The sequence below is a fragment of the Aureliella helgolandensis genome, assembly GCF_007752135.1.
In the GTDB taxonomy this organism is placed as follows: Bacteria; Planctomycetota; Planctomycetia; order Pirellulales; family Pirellulaceae; genus Aureliella; species Aureliella helgolandensis.
Window position 1 is genome coordinate 1,674,374 of the sequence record NZ_CP036298.1, and the last position, 20,020, is coordinate 1,694,393.

Annotated in this window: 15 protein-coding genes; 6 read left to right on the forward strand and 9 right to left on the reverse strand. The window is 54.5% G+C overall.

Annotation, left to right across the window (positions count from 1 at the left end; genetic code table 11):
- Window positions 1-449 precede the first annotated feature (449 nt).
- Both Q31a_RS05955 and Q31a_RS05960 read right to left on the reverse strand, forming a co-directional pair.
- The gene (locus Q31a_RS05955) at window positions 450-1,427 is read right to left on the reverse strand and encodes a PP2C family protein-serine/threonine phosphatase (RefSeq protein ID WP_197356272.1); all 978 of its coding nucleotides are present in this window, start codon (window positions 1,425-1,427) and stop codon (window positions 450-452) included.
- A gap of 77 nt (window positions 1,428-1,504) precedes the next feature.
- A complete protein-coding gene (locus Q31a_RS05960) occupies window positions 1,505-1,702 on the reverse strand; it encodes a hypothetical protein (protein WP_145075433.1) in 198 nt (65 codons plus the stop codon).
- A 399-nt stretch (window positions 1,703-2,101) separates the two neighbouring features.
- On the opposite strand from Q31a_RS05960, the gene Q31a_RS05965 reads away from it, so the two are divergent.
- The 3 genes from Q31a_RS05965 (at window position 2,102) to Q31a_RS05980 (ending at window position 4,546) form a co-directional block, all read left to right on the forward strand.
- Entirely contained in the window at window positions 2,102-2,602 is a 501-nt protein-coding gene (locus Q31a_RS05965) for a YciE/YciF ferroxidase family protein (RefSeq protein ID WP_145075436.1), read from the forward strand.
- Between the two features lie 123 nt (window positions 2,603-2,725).
- A complete protein-coding gene (locus tag Q31a_RS05970) occupies window positions 2,726-2,923 on the forward strand; it encodes a PLDc N-terminal domain-containing protein (protein ID WP_145075439.1) in 198 nt (65 codons plus the stop codon).
- 246 nt (window positions 2,924-3,169) lie between these two features.
- Window positions 3,170-4,546: an IS4 family transposase gene (locus tag Q31a_RS05980; protein WP_145072543.1), complete on the forward strand. Its 1,377-nt coding sequence runs from the start codon at window positions 3,170-3,172 to the stop codon at window positions 4,544-4,546.
- 12 nt (window positions 4,547-4,558) lie between these two features.
- Here the strand turns inward: Q31a_RS05980 and Q31a_RS31070 are convergent, their stop codons facing one another.
- From Q31a_RS31070 to Q31a_RS05995, 3 genes are all read right to left on the reverse strand, one after another.
- Window positions 4,559-4,822, reverse strand: a complete 264-nt coding sequence (locus Q31a_RS31070; protein WP_145075442.1) for an ATP-binding cassette domain-containing protein — start codon at window positions 4,820-4,822, stop codon at window positions 4,559-4,561.
- A 251-nt stretch (window positions 4,823-5,073) separates the two neighbouring features.
- A complete protein-coding gene (locus Q31a_RS05990; RefSeq protein ID WP_145075445.1) occupies window positions 5,074-5,643 on the reverse strand; it encodes a type 1 glutamine amidotransferase domain-containing protein in 570 nt (189 codons plus the stop codon).
- 521 nt (window positions 5,644-6,164) lie between these two features.
- On the reverse strand, window positions 6,165-9,221 hold the full coding sequence (locus Q31a_RS05995; RefSeq protein WP_145075448.1) for a dockerin type I domain-containing protein: 3,057 nt from the start codon (window positions 9,219-9,221) through the stop codon (window positions 6,165-6,167).
- A 1,113-nt stretch (window positions 9,222-10,334) separates the two neighbouring features.
- Here Q31a_RS05995 and Q31a_RS06000 point away from each other — a divergent pair.
- Together Q31a_RS06000 and Q31a_RS06005 are read left to right on the forward strand one after the other, a co-directional pair.
- A complete protein-coding gene (locus Q31a_RS06000; RefSeq protein WP_145075450.1) occupies window positions 10,335-11,564 on the forward strand; it encodes a hypothetical protein in 1,230 nt (409 codons plus the stop codon).
- Between the two features lie 8 nt (window positions 11,565-11,572).
- Window positions 11,573-13,117 (forward strand): TlpA family protein disulfide reductase, encoded by a 1,545-nt coding sequence (locus Q31a_RS06005; RefSeq protein WP_197356276.1) that lies wholly within the window; start codon window positions 11,573-11,575, stop codon window positions 13,115-13,117.
- 54 nt (window positions 13,118-13,171) lie between these two features.
- On the opposite strand, the gene Q31a_RS06010 is transcribed toward Q31a_RS06005, so the two are convergent.
- From Q31a_RS06010 to Q31a_RS06025, 4 genes are all read right to left on the reverse strand, one after another.
- Window positions 13,172-14,407 (reverse strand): Glu/Leu/Phe/Val family dehydrogenase, encoded by a 1,236-nt coding sequence (locus tag Q31a_RS06010; RefSeq protein WP_145075454.1) that lies wholly within the window; start codon window positions 14,405-14,407, stop codon window positions 13,172-13,174.
- Between the two features lie 26 nt (window positions 14,408-14,433).
- The gene (locus tag Q31a_RS06015; RefSeq protein ID WP_145075456.1) at window positions 14,434-15,411 is read right to left on the reverse strand and encodes an aldo/keto reductase; all 978 of its coding nucleotides are present in this window, start codon (window positions 15,409-15,411) and stop codon (window positions 14,434-14,436) included.
- A gap of 11 nt (window positions 15,412-15,422) precedes the next feature.
- Window positions 15,423-16,751, reverse strand: a complete 1,329-nt coding sequence (locus Q31a_RS06020; protein WP_145075458.1) for an MBL fold metallo-hydrolase — start codon at window positions 16,749-16,751, stop codon at window positions 15,423-15,425.
- 138 nt (window positions 16,752-16,889) lie between these two features.
- A complete protein-coding gene (locus Q31a_RS06025) occupies window positions 16,890-19,007 on the reverse strand; it encodes a hypothetical protein (RefSeq protein WP_145075460.1) in 2,118 nt (705 codons plus the stop codon).
- 363 nt (window positions 19,008-19,370) lie between these two features.
- On the opposite strand from Q31a_RS06025, the gene Q31a_RS06030 reads away from it, so the two are divergent.
- Entirely contained in the window at window positions 19,371-19,934 is a 564-nt protein-coding gene (locus Q31a_RS06030; protein WP_145075462.1) for a translation elongation factor EF-P, read from the forward strand.
- Window positions 19,935-20,020: the final 86 nt, after the last annotated feature.

The following is a 20,020-nucleotide window of genomic DNA, read 5'->3' on the forward strand; positions in this document are numbered from 1 at the left end:
CGGAGGACCACTCCATCAACAAACCGCTGGCGCCGCATCGCTGATAGTCGCAGGCCGAGTGCGGACTGGGGCAGAAGTGTTATGCGAATTCTTCCTGTGGGAATGTGCTGAGAAGGACTTCGGTGAGCTTGCATCGTCTGATAGTGAGGGGCTTATTTGCCTGAGCCCCATCTCTGCGTTGGTATCCCGAACCCGCCTCGCCCTCCCAGCTGGGCCACAGCTTCGGGGCACGCCATGAGAGGCATAAGAGCCGCTAGGGCCGCGGAGCGCACCGCGCCACTGGTGGCCGTCTGTAGCACGATGCCGTCGAGGAGACGGCCGTGCCCCTAATTTTACGCGGGATTGAATTCGGGCCAATTCTCAGCAGCCAGGTGTTTATTGAGGACGTGGAACTGCTTGCCTTGTTCGAGGAGAGCGATCCGTAGGAATTCAACTAGCGAACGAGCGGCCTACCTCTGAACCGCAGGGGCCGTATCAATGGCGTTCACCGTTTTCTCGCTCAGGACCGGGAATTCTGCTGTATCCTCCAACCCCTCATCGAAGGCTATGGTAGCCTCTTGCAGCTGCACTTGCTTGGGCTCCGCTTCAGAGAAACGGGTCACGACCACGGTGGTGTTGTCTGTGCCGCCGGCCAAGTTGGCTTGGTCAATCAACTTTTGGCAGACGCTATTCGTCGGCAAATCTTCGGACAGAATTTGGCGGATGGTCGAATGGCTCAAGTGCTTGTTGAGACCATCGGTGCAGAGCAAGAGCGTGTCTCCCATCCGCAGCTCCAAAGCGGTCGCATCGGGGTGAGGTTCCTTGCCATCGCCGCCGATGACATTCCAGAGAATGTGCGACATCGCGTTATCGCCGTCGGGGGCGTCTTGATCGGTTGGACGTGGGCTGCCGCTCTCGTTGGCGACCGCTCCGGCCAATTCCGCCAAGGTGTGATCCCGCGTCAGTTGCTGAAGCACTCCATCGCGTAAGAGATAGCACCGGCTGTCGCCTACATGTACCAGAAACATTCTGGGCCAGACGATGTAGGCTAACGTTAAGGTCGACCCCATGCCACGGCGCTGAGGAATGGCCGCTGTTTCGCGATTAATTTGCCGTTGGCAAGCGATGAGTCCCTGTTTCAGTTGCGATTGGAATTCGTCGTCATCGTCGCAACTCCCCTCAATAAACCAACTCAACCGATTGAGGGTGAAATCCACCATTGTATCGATTACCAGTTGACTGGCGCGCTCACCCGCTTCGTGCCCACCCATGCCGTCGGCAACCAACACGAGTTTCCCCTTGGTCTCACCGAACAGCCTTGTCTGATGGTCCAAGGCTAACGATGTCTGGTGGATCCTCATCGATTTAGAAACGTCACTAATCAAGAATTGGTCCTGATTGGACGAGCGTTCGCGTCCAATATCGGAACCACCACAGCAATCCATCATCCCACTCATCATTGCCTCCAATTGGCCTGGCTGACCAAAGTTATCCGACTGTTGAAATCTACAGCACCGCGTTGGGTTCACCCCTCTCCGTTTACTGCATCGTCCGCGTCGCGCAGCAAATCCTTCGAGTGGTCAATGGCGGAATCGGTGTCGTGCTGGATTTTGTCGGTCTGGACTTCCACCGACATGCGATTCCCGCTGAAGTCGAATACGAGCCAACCGGCCAACGTCAGCACGATCGCAATTACGACAATTACTACTATTACACGCATCATCAGTCTCCAGTGGTTTGAGCTTCGTTACTCAGCATTCGGTAGTTGCTAGTCGGATGTCGAGTCCACCCGGTCGTTCATCGCCTCGTTGCTTCGCGAGTTGTGGTGGACTGCCTGGCCAACGCCCGGTCGGGCAACTGCCGTCAGAACCATTGCGAACGCCATTCCGAACGGCTGTAAGCTGGTTTGGACGCAGGAATGTCGCGGGGGAGTGGATGCAAGCAGCTCAATCTGTCCTGAAAGCGACCAATTCGGCCCGGGGAATGAGTGGTTGGGTGCCAGCGGGTGTAGGCGACTTGTCAGGACAGGTGTGGTCGTCATCGTGCACTCGGCTTTGGCATCACATTTGCCAAGTTGCTTCCCAAGACACTCATTCCTACGCTTCCAATTCAGGACTCTGTTATGAAATTTGATTCCTTAGAAAAGCTCTACGTCCATGAACTAAAAGATCTGTTCAGCGCGGAACACCAATTCTTAGCGGCTCTTCCCGAATTGAAAGCCCGTGCAACCGACGAAGACCTTTCGAAAGTTCTCATGGGACAAATGCAAGAAACGAGAGTTCGCATCGGCAGGATTGAGTCGGTCTTCTCGTCTTTAGATTTTGAACCGGGCGGGCATCGCTGTACGGCCATGGAAGGGCTGATTGAAGAGGGGGGGCAGCTGCTCAGCAGCGACATCGAGCCTCGCGTGATGGATGCTGCCCTTGTCGCTTCCTTGCAGCGGATCGAACACTACGGCATGGCCGGCTACGGCACCGCCCGAAGCTTTGCGGAGAAATTGGGGCGGAAAAAGGATGCCGATGTCCTGCAAGTTGCGCTCAACGAGCTGGGAGAGTCCAATCGACACCTGACCACACTGGCGGAACGCAAGCTGAATTTCTTAGCGCTAAATCTCACCCATTAATTCAGACCGACCTACCTGTGCCAGACCTGCCTGCGCAATTTGATTCCAGGCAGGGCCCATGCAGGGCATCGGCAATCGCGTTCCCGTCCGGCTACCTTTGAAGATTTTTAGGAAACTCATGTTATGGAATTGTATGCGTTGGTGGTGGAACCTGGGGTAGGACTACTGGGCTTGCTCCTCCTGATCTTGGACATCGTGGCTGTCGTCGGAGTGATTCGGGGAGGCGGTTCCTTAGCCCACAAGTTTTTGTGGATACTGTTGATCTTCTTGCTTCCAATCCTCGGAATGATTTTGTATTTCGTCTACGGCAATCGCCAGTAGGCTCTACACCAGTCTGGAACTGGACGACGCAGTCTTTGGAGAATGGACTACCACAGACTAATGCATCGTCAACTCTAATAATCAGGGCTTAGCGAGGGTTCGGAAAAAGGTGTCCGACATGAATGGCACTTAATCGGCCTAAGGTACTGGTGCTTCTAGAGTTAAGTTCGATTGACAGCAGGGGGCTTCACTTGCGATGAGTTTGGGTAATCTTACCTCCCGAACACACCAAGCAAGGAAGCCCCCGTGTGCCATCATCCGTTTGATTCGTTCCGCTGTCGAGTCCAACATGCGCGCCAACACGGCGATCTTTACTTCGCCGCCTTGATCTCCAAAGAGACTATCGCGTCAGTCTTTGGCAATGCAAGTGCCATTCTCGATTCGGCCAGAGTTTACAACACATCGGTCACGCTGTGGGTCTTCCTCTCGCAAGTCATGAGCATCCACCACGGCTGCGTCTCTGCGGTCGCCAAGCTGATCACCCATCGAGTCGCCAACAACCAAACTGCTTGCTCTGCCGAAACCGGTGCTTACTGCATTGCTCGAGACAAAATCGACGAGCAATCCATGCAACGTCTTGTGACGGCCAGCGGACTTGCGATTGAAGACAGCAGTCCCGACCATTGGCGATGGCTGGGGCACCGCGTGATCACCGCCGATGGTGCCACCGTCACGATGGCAGACACGTCGGAGAATCAAGCCGCCTACCCGCAACTTAGTAGTCAAGCACCCGGTTGTGGATTTCCGATCTTGCGAGTCGTTGTACTGTTCGCGTTGTCGACTGGCGTTGTGCTCGACATGGCGATGGGCCGATACAAAGGTAAGTTCACTCACGAAGTAAGTTTGTTTCGTCAGATCGACGCAATCATCGAAGAAACCGATGTTTTCCTAGCTGATCGCGCCTATGCGGGTTGGTTCGAGATGGCGAGGATGATTCAACGTGGTGCACACGTCGTTGTTCGCAAACACCAGTTGCGCAAGTCAGATTTTCGGACTGGAATTCGTTACGGCAAAGACGATCACTCCATCCAAATCGACAAGCCAGCTCGTCCCGACTGGATGAGCATTGAAGAGTACGAGACGTACCCGGACTTCATCACCATTCGCGAGATCCGTATCCGAGTTGAGAACAACGGATTTCGCACTCGCGAGATTATCGTTCACACATCGCTGTCGGACGATACGGAGTACACGAGGGAGGACATCGCGGCCCTGTTCCGTAGAAGGTGGCAAGCAGAACTTCATTTACGGAGCTTGAAAACGGTCATGCAGATGGAACACTTGCGCTGTAAAAAGCCGCATCGAGTGCGGAACGAAATTCGGACGCACATGTTGGCTTACAATTTGATTCGCGGGGTGATGTCTGAAGCGGCCGTCGAAGGCGACGTTCAACCTTGGCATATCAGTTTCAAGTCAACACTGACAACGGTGACGGATATGCTTCCGGTTCTAGGCCTAATCAGCAACGCCGATGAATTATGCACGGTGTTGTACCGCTGCTGCTTGCAACACGCAGTTGGCAATCGACCGGACCGCTACGAGCCCAGGGTGCTCAAGCGAAGACCGAAGAAATACAAGCTGATGCAAAAGCCAAGAAGCGAATACAAACCCGGGGAGGCATAGGACTTACGCCGATTAAGTGCCATTCAGGTCTGCCACCGTTTCCGCTTCGTCGACTTGGACGATCTGCCTCAACATACCGATGCGACCATCAACCGAAACACCACCCGACGTCGGATGTAGCTCACCGGCAATTAACTTCAATAGCGTCGACTTGCCAACTCCGTTGCGTCCCACCAGTCCGGCACGTTGGCAGGTAAAACTGAGAGAGAGATTGGAAAAAAGTACCCGGCTGGTCGGAGTCGCCCAGCCGACTTGGGATAATGTGATTGAGGGCATGGCAGTCCCCTGAAGCGATAACTACGGTGCGATGTCGTGCTTTTATCATCCTCGCACAAACCGCACAACGCCATCGCTCCTTCTGCAGAAATTCCATCGAATGCAGAAGGTCAGTTACAGGGGGCCGATGCCCCGGTTAGCCTAATTCAGGAGATGCAGGGATACGGCAAGTCTGGAATGTTGGATTGCTCGGCAAATCTACGACCAGGGCAACCCGATGTATTTGACGACTTGTTGGTTCAAGAACGAGCTCACGTAGCCGAAGCTCTCGTTCCGCGTTGGGCAATCATCAGCGCAATTAGAGCACGGCAGAAATCAGGCAAATCCTCCGGTCGACGACTGCTCACATGATGTCCATCCACGATCACACTAGCATCTTGATACAGCCCACCCGCGTTGATCAGGTCATCTTTAATTCCAGGGGAACCGGTGACCCGCACGCCACGGTAGACTTTAGCACTGATCGGGATCCAGCCTCCGTGACAGATGGCGGCAATGGGCTTAACTTGCTGGTGAAACTCTTGCACCAAGCTCAGGACTTTTGCATCTCTGCGGAGTTTGTCTGGCATAAAGCCCCCGGGTACAAGTAGTGCGTCAAAATCGGCTGAGTCGCAGTCGGCAATCGCAACATCGGACTCACAGGGATAGCCATTCTTGCCTGCATAGACGCGTTGGGCATCGGGGCCTGCAACCGTCACGGAGCACCCCTCTTCAATCAATCTGAGTTTGGGATACCACAGTTCCAAGTCTTCGTAGATATCGCCGACAAACGCAAGGACACGGCAACCAGCTAGAGGTAGATTGAGTTCATCACTGGGCATATTGTATTCGTTTCTTCGATAGGTTTTGAGGTGAGTCCTACTGATCCTGCGCGGGGCTCAGCGGGTTTGTTGTAGGCGGTTTCTCTAAATATAAACCGGTCGAGTTGCAGTTTGTTGATTTATTGGGTTCCTTCTTTCGGTCTACGCAATTTTGCACCCTCCAGCCCACGGTCGTGGCGTGCGAGACAACACTATTATTGCGATGACATTTCAGTCAACAGGCCGACCATTTAGGCGGGAGCGGTCGCCGCAGCATTGAGCTCAGCAGGCGATTCCCCCTAGAGAACATAAGTATCCGAGTAGACAGACAGGCTGCAAAGCACTGGAGCGCGAATCGCACAGCGCATCTGCCGGGATGCGGCATCCGCGATGGGGCATCCGCAGAGATGGGAGCGACGGTTAGCAATTCACCAGCATCCGTTGGAGCGGTTGTCGCCGATGCCGGGTAGGATACCTAGTGAAACGAGATGTAGGGTGCCCTGGCTCTTGCAGCCACGAAACCTAACCTCGCCGCTCCCCGACTAGCGTCTTCGACGGTAGCCAAAAATCTCTTCGACCTCCCCATCGGAAAGTCGGGAGTAAGAGGACTCCAGTCCGTCCCAAGGTGCCGAGAATACTTGATCAATAGCCGATTGCCTAGATATTGGAGCAGAAGCCTCGCCCTCACCGGTATTGTTGTTTAAGAAATTAATTACTAGCAGAGCGTCAAAGGGAGTGATAAAACCATCCTCGTTCACATCCATAAACACGGACGGTGTAAGGGGCTCGCGGTCGGCCAGATCTTGATCAAGGTTTGAATTTAGAAAGTTGATCACGAGCAGGGCATCGAGCGGTGAGACGAATCGATCCCCACTAACATCGAGTGGCTGGAACGCATTGTGCCACTTCGGAACATCGTTGTCGGTGATGATGATCTGGAGCTTTCCGATAGCCACACCAGGTGCGGTTCCGATGATCTCAACCCACACTTCATTTTCCATGATCGAGTCGTCAACAATCCCTACGACGAAATCCGTCGACTCCTGGCCAGCGGGGATCGTCACGCTGCTCGGTAGTTGAATCTGTTCGCTCGGAAAGTCACCGAATTCGATCGTCAACGCTTGGCTGCTAGACAGACTGTTGCGGTGGACGGAAGCGGTAAAGCTCCCACTAGCTTCGTCCCATGCCTGTTGAGGAGTGCGAAATTCGAGGGGCGGCAGGCTAACCACGGGAATCGAAAACTCCGAGTGCCCGGCAGCAAGGTTTCTGGTAGTAGCGATAATTGCTTGCCCATCCGAGAGCGGCCTCAGGGAGGCCGACCATAGTCCCAAGCCGTTCCCGTCCGTTGTGACCTCCACGGAATTCAAGAACTCCTGGCCTTGCCTGCTTTCAGCGTTCTCAGCGACGTACAACTCGATTAGGAAAGTTGTATTCGGTAGGCTGTTCAATACACCTGAAACATTCGTGGACTCCGCTCTTTGCACATACTCGATCACAGGGTAATTTTGCAAGTCATTGGGGCCACTATCTGCATCCAATAGATCATTCGTGTCCGCTCCATCGAAGGACAAATCGATCCCCAGACCTGTATGACCGAAAATAGCGTTCTTCGTGATCCAGTTACGAACGGACTTATCTCCTTCGATTGCAACACCAGTGGCACCGTTGAATGCGATGATGTTTGCGCTTAAGTCGCCGATGGAATTATCAGCGGCATCTTCGAGCAAGATGCCTCCCAATAAATTCCCCAACTCGGCTCCGGTTGCCGATAGGCCTATCCAATTTCCGTCAATTGCGTTTCCGCCAGAGTCTTCCTGGATACGGATTCCCCATTCGTTGTTGCCGCTGATCACATTGCGTTCTTGGACAGTCTGGCCACCGATCAGGTTGTCGGTTGCCCCTTCAAAGCTGCCAATACCGCTGAACCCGTTAGGCAGGGCTCGCTCGCCAGTGGCATCGAGCCCGACCCAATTCCCTCCAACTCGATTTTGTGTTGCTCCCAACCGAAAACGCAGCCCGAAGATCTGATTGCCTGAGATCAAATTGCCAGCGGCCGAGTCGGCTCGAGACTGATCGGTCGTCCCGACCACATTTTGCCGAGTACCGGCCCCAAGTAGTATGCCCGTCGATGTGTTGGGAATAGCGGTCGTTCCCAGCGCATCGGTACCAATAAAGTTGCCTGCGATAACGTTGAACTGCGCATTGGAGTCAAAAATGGCCACGCCCTGATCAAGGTTTCCGGACAATACGTTTCGTTCGCCTTCATCCATCACGGCGTTGTCATCGGTTCCAATGAGATTTCTCGAGGCGGTGCCACCGATCACCACGCCTCGTCCCGAATTCTTTAATGGGCCGCTTCCCTGAGCGTTGACACCGACCCAATTCCCGCCCACTCGGTTATCATTCGAGTTCGTGATAAAAATCCCGCTAAACCCATTTCCAGAGATAAGGTTGCCAAGATATTCACCGTTGCGAGTGCCAATGACATTTCCCGAGCTGTTATCGACCAGCTCCACGCCCGAGGCCACGTTGCTAACAGGAAACTCCCCTGAGGAATCGGTGCCAATATAATTCCCAGAAACGACATTAGCCGAAGTCATTGCATTGGCAAACTCGATTCCGGAATCACCGTTGCCGGAAACGACATTGCGTTCGAGACTGTCGCTCAGTCCGTCAGCATTTGAGCCGATCATATTTCCCGTCGATTGCAGGTCGACCAGGATTCCCTGTTTTCCGTTGGCGAGAGCATGGCGACCGCTAGCCGTGAGGCCGATCCAGTTGCCTGAAATCTGATTCGCTTGAGCACCATACACCCTCACTCCCACCCCGACATTGCCGGAGATAAGATTCCTTTCGTTAGCGTCCTCGATGCCATCTCCGTTGGTGCCAATGACATTGAGACTGGCCGCTCCTTCGAGCAGTACGCCGGCCGTTCCGTTGGGTACCGCTTCGATTCCTTGCTGGTCGGTACCGATACGATTCCCCTGAATCCGATTGCCGGTGGAACTGCTCCCTTCAATTCGGATACCTTCGGCTCGATTTCCAGAAATAAGATTCCCATCGAGGCCATAGCGTCCTCCAATCACATTGTTGGAAGAGTCCACAATGTAGATTCCGGCAAAGTCGTTGGGGACCTCTGTTTCTCCAGTTGCATCCGTCCCGATGTAAGTGTTGGAAATCGTGTTGTTTCCGAGCCCGTCAATTCGAACTCCAGCCCCGCCGAAGCCTTGGATCACCATCCCCTTGAGGACGCTGTCACCACCAGCGATCGTAATTCCCGACGTCTTCCCCTCCAAGGCGATACCGGAAAGTACCAGTATGGGCTCTCCAGCAAAGCCAGGTTGGGTCGTTCCGTCTATTGAGACGGGACTTGTCAGTGTTGGCAGCGGGCTGGCCAATTGGATGGTCAGGGAAGGCGATTGGATATTAAAGACGATGTCATCGGAATCGGGATTCGCATTGGACTGCTCAATTGCTTGTCGAAGCGAACCATCTCCACTATCACTGCTATTGAGCACCGTAAAGGTGGCGAGCAGTCGCCGCTGCTCAAGTTGCTCCACCCGCAACTTCCGAGACTTAGGAAGGGATAGTCGATGCATAAAAATGCCTATAGATTGACTTGATGCGAGCGATTTTGGAGCCGTAGATACATTTTATCCGTCCGCCCGTTTGACCGCAACTTTTCGGACAATCGAAGATTAGGCTCGCGGCTGGCACCAAGCATTGAAGCCGCAATGATCGAGCGCTGAGGGGTTGCAAGAGAGTTGAAGTCGAGCAGGTCTACCGCAGCGTGTTACGTCCGTTTGGTTGGAAGGTTTCGCTCGTAGAACACTTGGCGAGCCGATCCAGGTTGGGAAACTTCGCAATGAGCGAGGCACAGCCCTCAACTCCGGACGCAAGTCAGCAGGCGGCATCAGCAGGATCTTCGAGCATTTCTCGCTGCTTCAGATTGGCGTTCAACTCCGCTGCCGGCGATTTGCAATGTCAGCCAGCATTGCATGCGTTGGAGCGATAGCGGAATAAGCGTCTCAATTGGTGACTCCACTGCCGCAGCTGGATCGCTACTAGTGAATAGCTGGACGACACCGACTCCCTTTTTCTAGGAGACCTCTTTCTAGGAGATGCCGCACTAAGATGCAGTTTCCGCAGCGTGATTTACCAAACAATCTGAGAATTTATTCCGTTTTGTTCTGAGAATCGCCATGAGACACCATTTAGACAGTAGATAATAGTCTACGGATACCACTTCGAAACCGAGCTCCTGGCGGTACCGCCCCCAACCGCAGCAGCCGAGGCGGTGAGACCCGCCGCGCCAGTGATGGCAGGTGGTGCGAAGCAATGGGTTAAAACAGGTTGTAGGCCTGAGCGGAGGGCGTTCCTGCCTGGAGCATCCGGCGTGGTACGAGGCAGCCAACCGCTTGGCTTAGCTTGGGTGGCAAAATAGGTTGGCTTGCAACCGTTGTTCGACAAACTGGAACGTATTGGGACCGTTGTCCATGCCCACTTTCCCCACAGCTCACTCCCCTGCCGGCCCGGCACCAAGACGCGGTCGGTCTGTGTTCGTTCGATCAATGTGGTGGAGACTTCCTCGCGCAAGAGCGCTGGCTGCTGCGGCATGCCTCAGGCTGGTGTTCCTCGTGCTAGGGACAGCGGCAATAGGACTACCTTATTGCAGCGCGCAATCTAGCGATTTGCCTGCAGAATTCTCACGTGTGTCGGGTCGGTACGTTGACGTCATTACCGACATGGAGCTGACAGACAGTCTGCGAGAATTGCCAAGAGTGCTGGATGCCGCCGTCCCGATTTGGTGCAGCGAATTCGGCATCTCGGAATCGACCGTCGCAGACTGGCACTTGGAAGCCTTCATCATGAAGTCTCGCGAGCGATTTGAGGCGGCCCGTCTAATCCCCAACGACATCCCGCACTTCCCGCACGGTTTTCAATGGGGCAATCAAATTTGGGTTACCGAGCAGGCCACCGAGTACTACCGCCGGCATCTGTTCCTTCACGAGGGGACACACTGGTTTATGAACCGAAAGTACCGCGAAAACGGTCCTCCCTGGCTGATGGAGGGTTTGGCGGAATGGTATGGCACACACACATGGGATGGGACCGAATTGCGGATGGGCATTATCCCGGCAAGTAAGTTGCAGGTACCGGGCTGGGGACGCATTTCACTCATCCAAGAACAAATGCAAGGAGGAATAGCGCCCTCGCTCGAAACGATCATGCGATACGACACGCGGGCCCACAGCCAGGCGGAAGCCTACGCCTGGAGTTGGGCCGCCATCGTACTCTTCAAACATCATCCTGAAGTGAAAAGAACCTTTGATCTACTCCTCAAACAACAGATGCAACCTGATGCAACTTTAACTCGCTGGTTTTTTCGTCGAGTGGGGGCCCGACGATGGGCCGCCTTGCGACAGAGTTGGAATGCGATGCTGACAGAGGTCGCGTATGGATTCGCCCCATCCGTCGATTTGCTTGTATTTTCCCAAGATCCGATCTCGCTGAATACCTCAGCACAAGCCCTAACAATCGACAGCACCCTTGGCTGGCAAGGTAGCGGACTGCTTGTTTCTGCTGGAACGCGCGTGCAACTCTCCGCTACCGGGGAATGCATCATTCGAGGCATGCCAACCGGCGCGACCGATCCGGAATCCATTTCAGTTCACAAACCATGGATTTGCCAGCCCCAAGGTGTTACATTGGAATACCATCATGGTCAGCCGTTGGGACAGTTGCAGATGACAACCGCCGCGCCGCTCCCCACCGAGCCTGACTTTGCGGAACCGCTAACCGCGATTCCGATTGGTCGTGGCGGAACGTTTGTGCTTCCAATTGACGGAGAACTGTTCTTCCGTGTCAATGAGTCGAGTGGTGCACGAACCGACAATTCGGGTAAGTTTGATATCCGTATTTACAAGGACATCGGAAGATGAGTAACGCAATGAAACATTCGCTAGAAGCCGCTGCACCAATCAGTCCAGAATTGCGGACGCGATTTTTAGCTTGGACGATTGCCATCGCCAGTTCACTCACGGCGACTGGCGCTGTTAACTTGCGGCCCTCGGCCGCATGGGGCCAAGATGAGTCAGGCAAGGCGGTTCAAAAGGAAGCCAACACAAAAACGGAGTCTGAGGACAAGAACACGTCAACTCTGACGCGTGCTGAGTTCAATGAGCTTCGGCAGGCAGGTAAACTTGCAGAGTTGGGGGAACGCATTGATGCATCACTTCAGCAGTCCCCTGGCGACACAAATTTGCTGAGCATGAACCTGTCGTACTCCATGTCGATTGCCAACGCCAATCCGCAACAAGCAGTGGAAAGATTCTCCAATTTGATCGACTCGATCCTCGAGCGAGATGAACTTGGAATCGTTACGGCAACCTACTTGGTCAATGCCGCCAATTATTTTGTCGCGATTCCTTCGGATTTAACCGCCGAAGAAAAAGATGCAAAGTTGCAGCAAGTCTTGAGCAAACTGATGGCCTCCCCCAAGGATGTCAGCTCCCAAGTCCAGGCCTTGATTACGGCTCGTAGTCGATTTCTCATACGAGAAGGCAAGGCGTCGGAAGCCAAAGACGCGCTGGATGTGCTACTAGCGCAAGCCCGCGAGAAGCTTAGCGACGACACCGAGGCTTCTCTCAAGAACTACATCTCAATCAGTAGTGTCTACGCTTCAACACTCGGCGAAGACTTTCCCGAGGAAGCACAAGCCGCGATGCTGGCCGCATCTTCCAATCTGGCCGAGCGACTTGCGCAACCAACAGCGACGGTAGCTGATATCGAGATGCTCTATCAATTGACCTCGCCCCGTATTGCCAGCGCGTCCTACACGCAACCCAAGGTTGCTGACCAGTTGCTGAAGCAGGTAGAAGGGGCGATCGAATCCTTTCCAGATCCCAGTGAAGCAGACACCAAGCAGCTACAGTCCATTGCCAAAAAAGTCAATTCGCTACGTTCGCGGGTCGACGGTGCTTTGAAGCGGGATGCTTTGATTGGAATCGATGCTCCAGATTTCGAGGCCGAAGCGTTTGTGGGTACCGACCCATTCTCACTAGCTGATGTGCGTGGCAAAGTTGTACTCATCGACTTTTGGGCCGTGTGGTGCGGTCCCTGCATCGCCACTTTTCCACATCTCATCGAATGGCAGTCAGAATTTGGTGATCAAGGACTCGTGATCGTAGGTGCCACTCGCCAATACAACTACGAGTGGGACGACGAAGCGGGCAAGGCAGTCCGTTCCAAGAAGGAAGTTGATTTAGAAGACGAGGTCGCCATGCTTGAAAAATTTCGTGAACACCATCATCTAACCCATGGATTCATCGTCACTCCGGCTAACGGTTCCTTCTCGGCCAGCTATGCCGTATCGGGAATTCCTCAAGCCGTCTTAATTGACAAGCAAGGCAAGGTTCAAATGATTCGCGTTGGATCCGGCGAGGCCAACGCCCGAGCGCTGCATGAAAAAATCCAAGAGTTACTCGCGGAATAAGCTGCAGCCGTGTGCTGCAGATGCACTATTGAACGCAAGACTCTTGCACCGAATTCAAGAGGTCAATCCCGCTAGCTCCGTTGCCCGTTTCACACGGGCAATGGCTAGCACGAAAGCGGCCGTTCTCAGGTCAATCTCTCGTGCGACCGATTCCTGCCAAACCTGCTCAAAGGCATCGCTGAGAGTTCGGTCAAGCTCTTGCCGCACGCGATCTAGACTCCACCGATAGTGTTGGCGATTCTGCACCCACTCAAAGTAACTGACCGTGACCCCACCGGCGTTCACTAGGATGTCGGGCAACACGGTTACCCCCGCCTCGCGGAGCGCAGCGTCAGCCGAGGGGAGCGTCGGACCATTGGCGGCTTCGATAATCAATTTAGCCTTGATTTTATCGACATTTCCTTCGTGAATCACGCCACCCAACGCGGCTGGAATCAACACGTCCACGTCCAAGGTAAGTAGATCATCAGCAGGCAGAAGTTCTGCCGCTCGATAACCGTTCAACGAACCTCTGTCGAGCAGATGCCGCAGTACGGCTGGAATATCTAGGCCATCAGGATTGTAATAGCAACCACTGATGTCGCTCACAGCCACGATAGGCAGAGTTGCTTCGTGCAGGAACTTTGCAGCATGCGAACCTACATTTCCAAATCCTTGGATCGCGGTACGACACGACTCGGCCCGCATTCCCATCCGTTTTAGGGATTTGAGCGTGAGGATACCAACCCCTCTGCCCGTAGCCTCCTCGCGTCCCTTGGCGCCATACTCTTCCACCGGCTTTCCCGTAATGACTGCAGGATTGAAACCGTGGTATTTCTCCCATTGATTGCGGATCCAAGACATCTCTTCGAAGCTGGTCCCCATATCGGGCGCAGGGATATCGGTGTCGGGCCCGATAATGTCATGAATCCCATCCACGAAGGCACGGGTCATGCGTTCGATTTCCTTACGGGAAAGACTTTTGGGATCCACCGAGATTCCCCCCTTGGCTCCGCCGTAGGGGATGTTGACCACTGCGGTCTTCCAAGTCATCAAACTGGCTAGCGAGCGGACTTCGTCGATATCAACCTCGGGGTGATACCGCAGCCCGCCCTTCATCGGACCTCGCGAATTATTATGTTGCACGCGATAGCCAAGGTGAGTCTGTACCTCGCCTGTATCCGTTTCGAACGCAACCTGTACGATCACCTCGCGTTTCGGGGTTAACAACAGCTTCCGCATACTATCGGTCAAACCGAGCTGCTCTGCTGCTTGTTGGAAGTAAAACTCCGTTGCTTGACTAGCCTTCACAATCGCATCTCCATGGTGTGCCTAATTTAATCTTGGGCTGAGGTGTTTGACCGACAGCGAGCTACCAAGCGTTCCAGACGTTCCAGCACTGTCGCCTCCAGTTTCAGCTTCATGGCTTGCGCGGTTTCTCGAATTTGCTCAGGCCGCTTGGCACCACAGAGTGCAACATCGACCGCCGGTTGCGCGAGAGTCCAAGCGATCACCAATTGTGCAACCGTGCAACCCAGTTGCCCGGCAATCTCTCTCAATTCATCAATGAGGTCGTGCGCCCTCTGCCAAGCCGTCCCTTGGTAAATCGGATACGTCAAACGCCGATCGGCTGGATCGAAGACATGTTCTCGCGTCATTTTCCCAGCTAGCAATCCCTTCATCAGTACCCAGTAGGCAGCCACCGCAATTCCCTCGAGCTGCAGGTAGCTTTCTAGTGGCCGCAACGATTCGGGTTGCAACATATTGAAAGGCATTTGAGCCATGATCACGGGACATTCGCGATGAAAGACCTGCAACTGCTCCAGCGTCACGTTGCACACACCTGCGTAGCGGGCGGTTCCACGGCGGACCAATTCAGCCACCGCTCCAGCCGACTCGGCCAAGGGAACCTGTGGATCTGGCTGATGCAGGTACAGCAGATCGAGTTGCTCGATACCCAAGCGGCGCAACAGCTCCTCAGCATGGCGGACCAGCGTTTGTGGCCGACCGTCGACGATTCTTTCATGGGACGGAGCGTAGTACATGCCAACTTTATTGGCGATAACGACAGGGTGGCTCCAACTCTTCAGGACGCGGGCAAGCACCGCATCGGCTTCCCCCGTATACCCGTACGAGTAGGCAGAATCGAAGAAATTAATTCCCGATTCGAGCGCCGCTCGGACCGTCTGCTCACTAGCCGGAGTCGTAACTCCGAGAGAGGAAACTCCTGAGATGGGCCAACATCCAAATCCGATTGGACTGACACGCAAGTCGGAATTACCGATCGGCACGAGCTGTAGTGGTTCATCCTGCATTCTAAATCCTCTTAAACCACGTTGTATCCGCGGGCCTCTAATTCACGCTTCAAAGTCGCCTTGGCACGGTCCTCTCCGTGCACGAGGCGAATCGCCTTGGGGGCTTCGGCCATTCCCTCCACGAAGCGAATTAGGTCGGATTGATCAGCGTGGGCCGAATATCCACTCAGCTGATGCACTTTGGCTGCAATGTCGAAACGCTGTCCATCGAGACGCACCCAGTCGGAATCTTGAATGTACCTGCCCGGGGTTCCCGCCGCTTGGTACCCTGCAAAGATCACATCGGTGGTAGGGTCCCCCAAAAAAGCTTTGAGGTAGTTGACGACTCTTCCCCCAGTACACATTCCACTGGCTGCGATCACGATGGCTGGCAATTTCGAATTCTTCAGGTATTCGACGGTATCGCGATGCTCTGGGTGATTGTCAATCTGCACTAAGTTTTCAAAGACCAGGGGTTGGGAGTCGTACTCGAGTATCTGCTTTGCTTCATCACCCCAGTAATTCCGTAGACTGTCGTAGATTTCAGTGAACCGCTGCGCGAGCGGGGAATCGATGATCACGTCCACGGCGTGGAGCATTGAACAGCCGGTCGTATCTGAAAGACGTTCAAAGATGAGATTCATCTCATACAGGAGTTCTTGCGTCCGACCAACGCTGAATGCCGGGATGATCGTCACTCCCTTATTTTCCAGTGTATGGCAAAGCACGTTTTCCAGCTGCTGAACTCGCTCCTCGCGTCCCACATGATTACGGTCCCCGTAGGTGCTTTCCAGCACCAAGTAATCCGCCCGTTCTGGGCTCACCGGTTCCTTAAGGATCGGCTGATGACGACTCCCTAAATCTCCACTGAATACAAATCGTTCGCCCTCATAATCCAACTCTACGATGGCCGAACCCAGCACATGCCCAGCAGGGGTCAAACGCATCTCGATTCCCCCATCTAACTTCTGCCATCTCGCAAAGGGCAGGGGACGAATGTATTTGCGCAGGTCATGGAGAAAGCGTTCGATCAGACGCTTGTTGCGAGTAATCCCCACCCGCATGGCATCCTCCATCATCAACGGCAGTAATTTGGCCGTCGGAGGACTGCAATAAATCGGTCCATTGAAACCTGCAGCAATCAAATAGGGTATGCGTCCCACATGATCGAGGTGCACGTGCGTCACGATCAACCCCTGAATGCCGTCGAGCGGAAAATCGATTTGCTCTTCGTCCCGTCCCTTCGCATCGGATCCCTGAAAGAGTCCGCAATCGATCAACAGCGAACGCTTTTCATTAATCACCAGTTGATGACAGGACCCGGTGACGCCATTCAGAGCGCCATGATGAATTACGTGCATTAAATTTCCAAGTCTGGGAAGCATCGCTAAGCCGCCCAAGAACGAGAGTCGCTAAAAAGATACGGACCCCCAATGTATCTCGTGATACCAAGCAGCATCAGCCTCTCTATCGTACCCCAGAACTCGTTCAGAAATAAGCTATCGCAGCAGTGGCCGGCAGCAACGCACAAATAAAAACTCATTGTCCCAACTTGGCACAATCTGAATCGCCCCGATTCCCTGGGCATCTGCCGGAGTCAGTTCCCGCAGTTGCAATTGCCACTGATCTGGTGTCCTACCAGCCGATGGAATTACGTAGAGTTGCGTCTGTTCTCGATAGGCCGCTGGCGACGTAATCCACAAACTCTGCTCATCGAGACAGGCGACGGCCACCGGAAATTGCTCTTGGATGTTGGCCAAGATGCGCGGAAGAGTTCTTCCATGGGTTACGACGGAGACACTCGCTTGAGGACCTACACCTACGCTGCCAACATTAGCCCAATCAATCCAGCATGCAATCTCGAGCTCCGCGCACACGCGCGTCAACACCTGTCCCACCGGCCTAGTCTGCGGGGTAACCACCGTGCTCGTTGCTGACAGCTTGGGAAGTGATGCGGGATTGACGAAATGGGTGACGATTTGATCGCGATGGTTGAATTCAGGCACCGCCGTAGGCAAGCCTCGGACCGAGCGCCAGGTTTCCAACCACTGCACGACGGCAAACCACTGCTCGAGGGATACCTGCTGGGAATCGAAGGAGAGCTCGTTGTTTTGGATCGACCACGCCTCCCCTGCAACAGGGAAGAGGACGCCAAGCGTTTCGATCAACCAAGGGTGTTGCGACTCGGCGACTAAATCACCAATTGGCAGCTTCGGTGGAAGCAACTCGGCCATCGCTTCTGGCGGAGCCTGCAGCTCCAAATAGCGATTCTCTCGCGAGTGCGGAACGGTACCAATTCGCTGAGCCAGCGTTTCAGCCACCTGACGAATCGTGGCCTGTTTTTGCGGTGGTACCGTCACCGACTGATTGCGGTCGATATTGCTCGCCGCCAGTGAAGCGAGATCGATCACCGTAGGAACACCACTGATCTGCGTCCAGAGGTTGACGATTTGCCAGAGTTGAGGCTTTTTCGTTGCCCGCGGATCTCCCAAAATCACTCCCGGCAAGAGCGTTTGGGAGTGAGCCTGATAGTCAATCGGTGGAATCGGTTCATAGGTGAGTTCAGGCTTGAGTCCTAAATCCTCGGCAGTGACCGGCGGAGCGGAGGGTACCACGCCCTCATCGGGCAAAGTCGGTTGGATGGAGAAATCGAGAAACGGCGCAAAATCCCTCAACTGCTTTGGCAGCGATTCGGTGCTGCTAGCGTCGTTTTCCGAGTTCGCACCGTCGGTAGCTTCAGCAGGAAGTGCGTTGGCTGGCATGTCGCTATCCGGCGTGTCACTGCTAGGCAACTCGGTTGTCTGCGCAGGGGGCACGTCCGTCGAGGCTTCCGCCGACTGCTCGGGAGGGACGCCCACTACTGCTCCATCGCTCTCGGCAGCGCTAACTTGGTCCCCCCTACCAGGAGCTTCCGGAACGTCACTCTCATCGACGGAGTCGGCTGAATCTGGCGGGGTTGAGTCTGCTGAGGGCGAGTCGACGTCGAGACCGGATGGCGCCGTCGGATTTCCCCCATCGACCGGCGCTGACAAATCCGCTGCCGGAGGCTTGCTTCCACCAGCAACAGCATCCCCTCCGCTCGGCTTGGTGTACCAATTCAAAAACGCGAAGAATCCGATAGCCGCTAGAAGGATTCCCCCTACTCCAAGAAATCCGATCATCAAATAGAGCCGGCTCTTAGCAGATTGCGGGCTAGTCCACTCCTCAGTCGGCACCAGCGCCTCCTTCGACTCCCATGCCGAATCTCGCCCTGCCTCGCCGTGCACCGGAGGTGCATCGCTTCCGGCTCCTGATCGTAGAGAACCTGTCGCGTCCTTCGTCAAGTCCGACGGCCCCGCCGGCAACTCGGCATCCTCCAGAGCCGCCAAGCGATACTCGTCGTCTACGCCGCGAGTCATCTCCCCAGAATCAACCACGCGATCAGGCAACGTCTCCTTGGTCATCGCCATCGAATCGACCTGGTGACCAGGCTGGTCCGATTGGTCAATCGCATCGGGCGCAACGATCATCAACATGGACTGACACTTGGGGCAGTTCACCACTTGTCCGACCATACTCGCACTGCGAACCCGAATTCGGCTTTGGCAAGTCGTGCATTGAATAGTAAACGGTTCCACAGACAGTGGTTCCCAAGAGAGGGGGTAGTTTCTCAAGCTGCCTTCGCAGCTTCCGTAGACCTAAAGCTTAACCGGCTCTGGTCAATTCTACTCTAATCTAAGACCACATCGCTGGACCACCGCCCGCCCTGCTGCTGGCCTGAACCGATTGCAACGATCGCATGGATTTTGATGCAGTCCCCCCAGGCCCCAACGCGAGCTTCCGGAAAGGCCCGCAACGGGTCCCCAGAGCGACGTGTCCCGTGCCAATATTTTCCCCGGCTTGCCGCTTTCCCAGTGTATCGCCAAAATACAGCCATTCGTTCTGCTCAACGACGAACCACCTACTACTGAACGCTGTTTTAGAGAGAAGTTTTAAACAAGATGCTTGCTAAAGAAATGAAATCGGGTGTGGTGGTCGTCGAAAAGGACGTACCAATTATCATCGAATCGGTAACCGTCCAATCTCCGAGCGCGCGTGGCGCAGCGACGCTGTACAAGTTCCGAGCAAGGAATCTCATTACCAAGCAAAAGGTCGACCTAACCCTCAAGGGCACCGACAACTTGCCGGAAGCAGACTTCCGCAAACGCGTGGTCAAACTGATGTACAAGGATCAGGAAGCGTTGCACCTGATGGATGATGAAGACTACAACCAGTACTCGATCAGCTTGGAGGATGCCGCTGAGCAGGTGCCTTACATGACCGAGTCGCTCGAGGGAACCTACGCCCTGATTTACCAGGACGAATGCGTCGGCCTGCAACTCCCCACGACGGTCGAGCTGACGATTGCTCAATGCGACCCAGCCATTCGCGGCAACTCCGCCACCGCCCGCACGAAATCAGCCTTGCTGGAAACGGGGCTGTCGGTCCACGTGCCCGAATACATCAAGGAGGGCGAGAAGATCAAAGTCGACACGCGCACTGGGGACTTTATTTCCCGCGCCTAATCCCCTGTGTCATAGGCGGCCTGTTGATCTTGCAACCACCGCCTAACGGCTTGTCGATCTAATCGCGATTTTAGTTTTACTGAGTA

Coding starts and splice junctions, on each gene's coding strand:
- Q31a_RS05955 (WP_197356272.1), bottom strand. CDS start 1,427: ATGATGGATTGCTGTGGTGGTTCCGATATTGGACGCGAACGCTCGTCC.
- Q31a_RS05960 (WP_145075433.1), bottom strand. CDS start 1,702: ATGATGCGTGTAATAGTAGTAATTGTCGTAATTGCGATCGTGCTGACG.
- Q31a_RS05965 (WP_145075436.1), top strand. CDS start 2,102: ATGAAATTTGATTCCTTAGAAAAGCTCTACGTCCATGAACTAAAAGAT.
- Q31a_RS05970 (WP_145075439.1), top strand. CDS start 2,726: ATGGAATTGTATGCGTTGGTGGTGGAACCTGGGGTAGGACTACTGGGC.
- Q31a_RS31070 (WP_145075442.1), bottom strand. CDS start 4,822: ATGCCCTCAATCACATTATCCCAAGTCGGCTGGGCGACTCCGACCAGC.
- Q31a_RS05990 (WP_145075445.1), bottom strand. CDS start 5,643: ATGCCCAGTGATGAACTCAATCTACCTCTAGCTGGTTGCCGTGTCCTT.
- Q31a_RS05995 (WP_145075448.1), bottom strand. CDS start 9,221: ATGCATCGACTATCCCTTCCTAAGTCTCGGAAGTTGCGGGTGGAGCAA.
- Q31a_RS06005 (WP_197356276.1), top strand. CDS start 11,573: ATGAAACATTCGCTAGAAGCCGCTGCACCAATCAGTCCAGAATTGCGG.
- Q31a_RS06015 (WP_145075456.1), bottom strand. CDS start 15,411: ATGCAGGATGAACCACTACAGCTCGTGCCGATCGGTAATTCCGACTTG.
- Q31a_RS06020 (WP_145075458.1), bottom strand. CDS start 16,751: ATGCACGTAATTCATCATGGCGCTCTGAATGGCGTCACCGGGTCCTGT.
- Q31a_RS06030 (WP_145075462.1), top strand. CDS start 19,371: ATGCTTGCTAAAGAAATGAAATCGGGTGTGGTGGTCGTCGAAAAGGAC.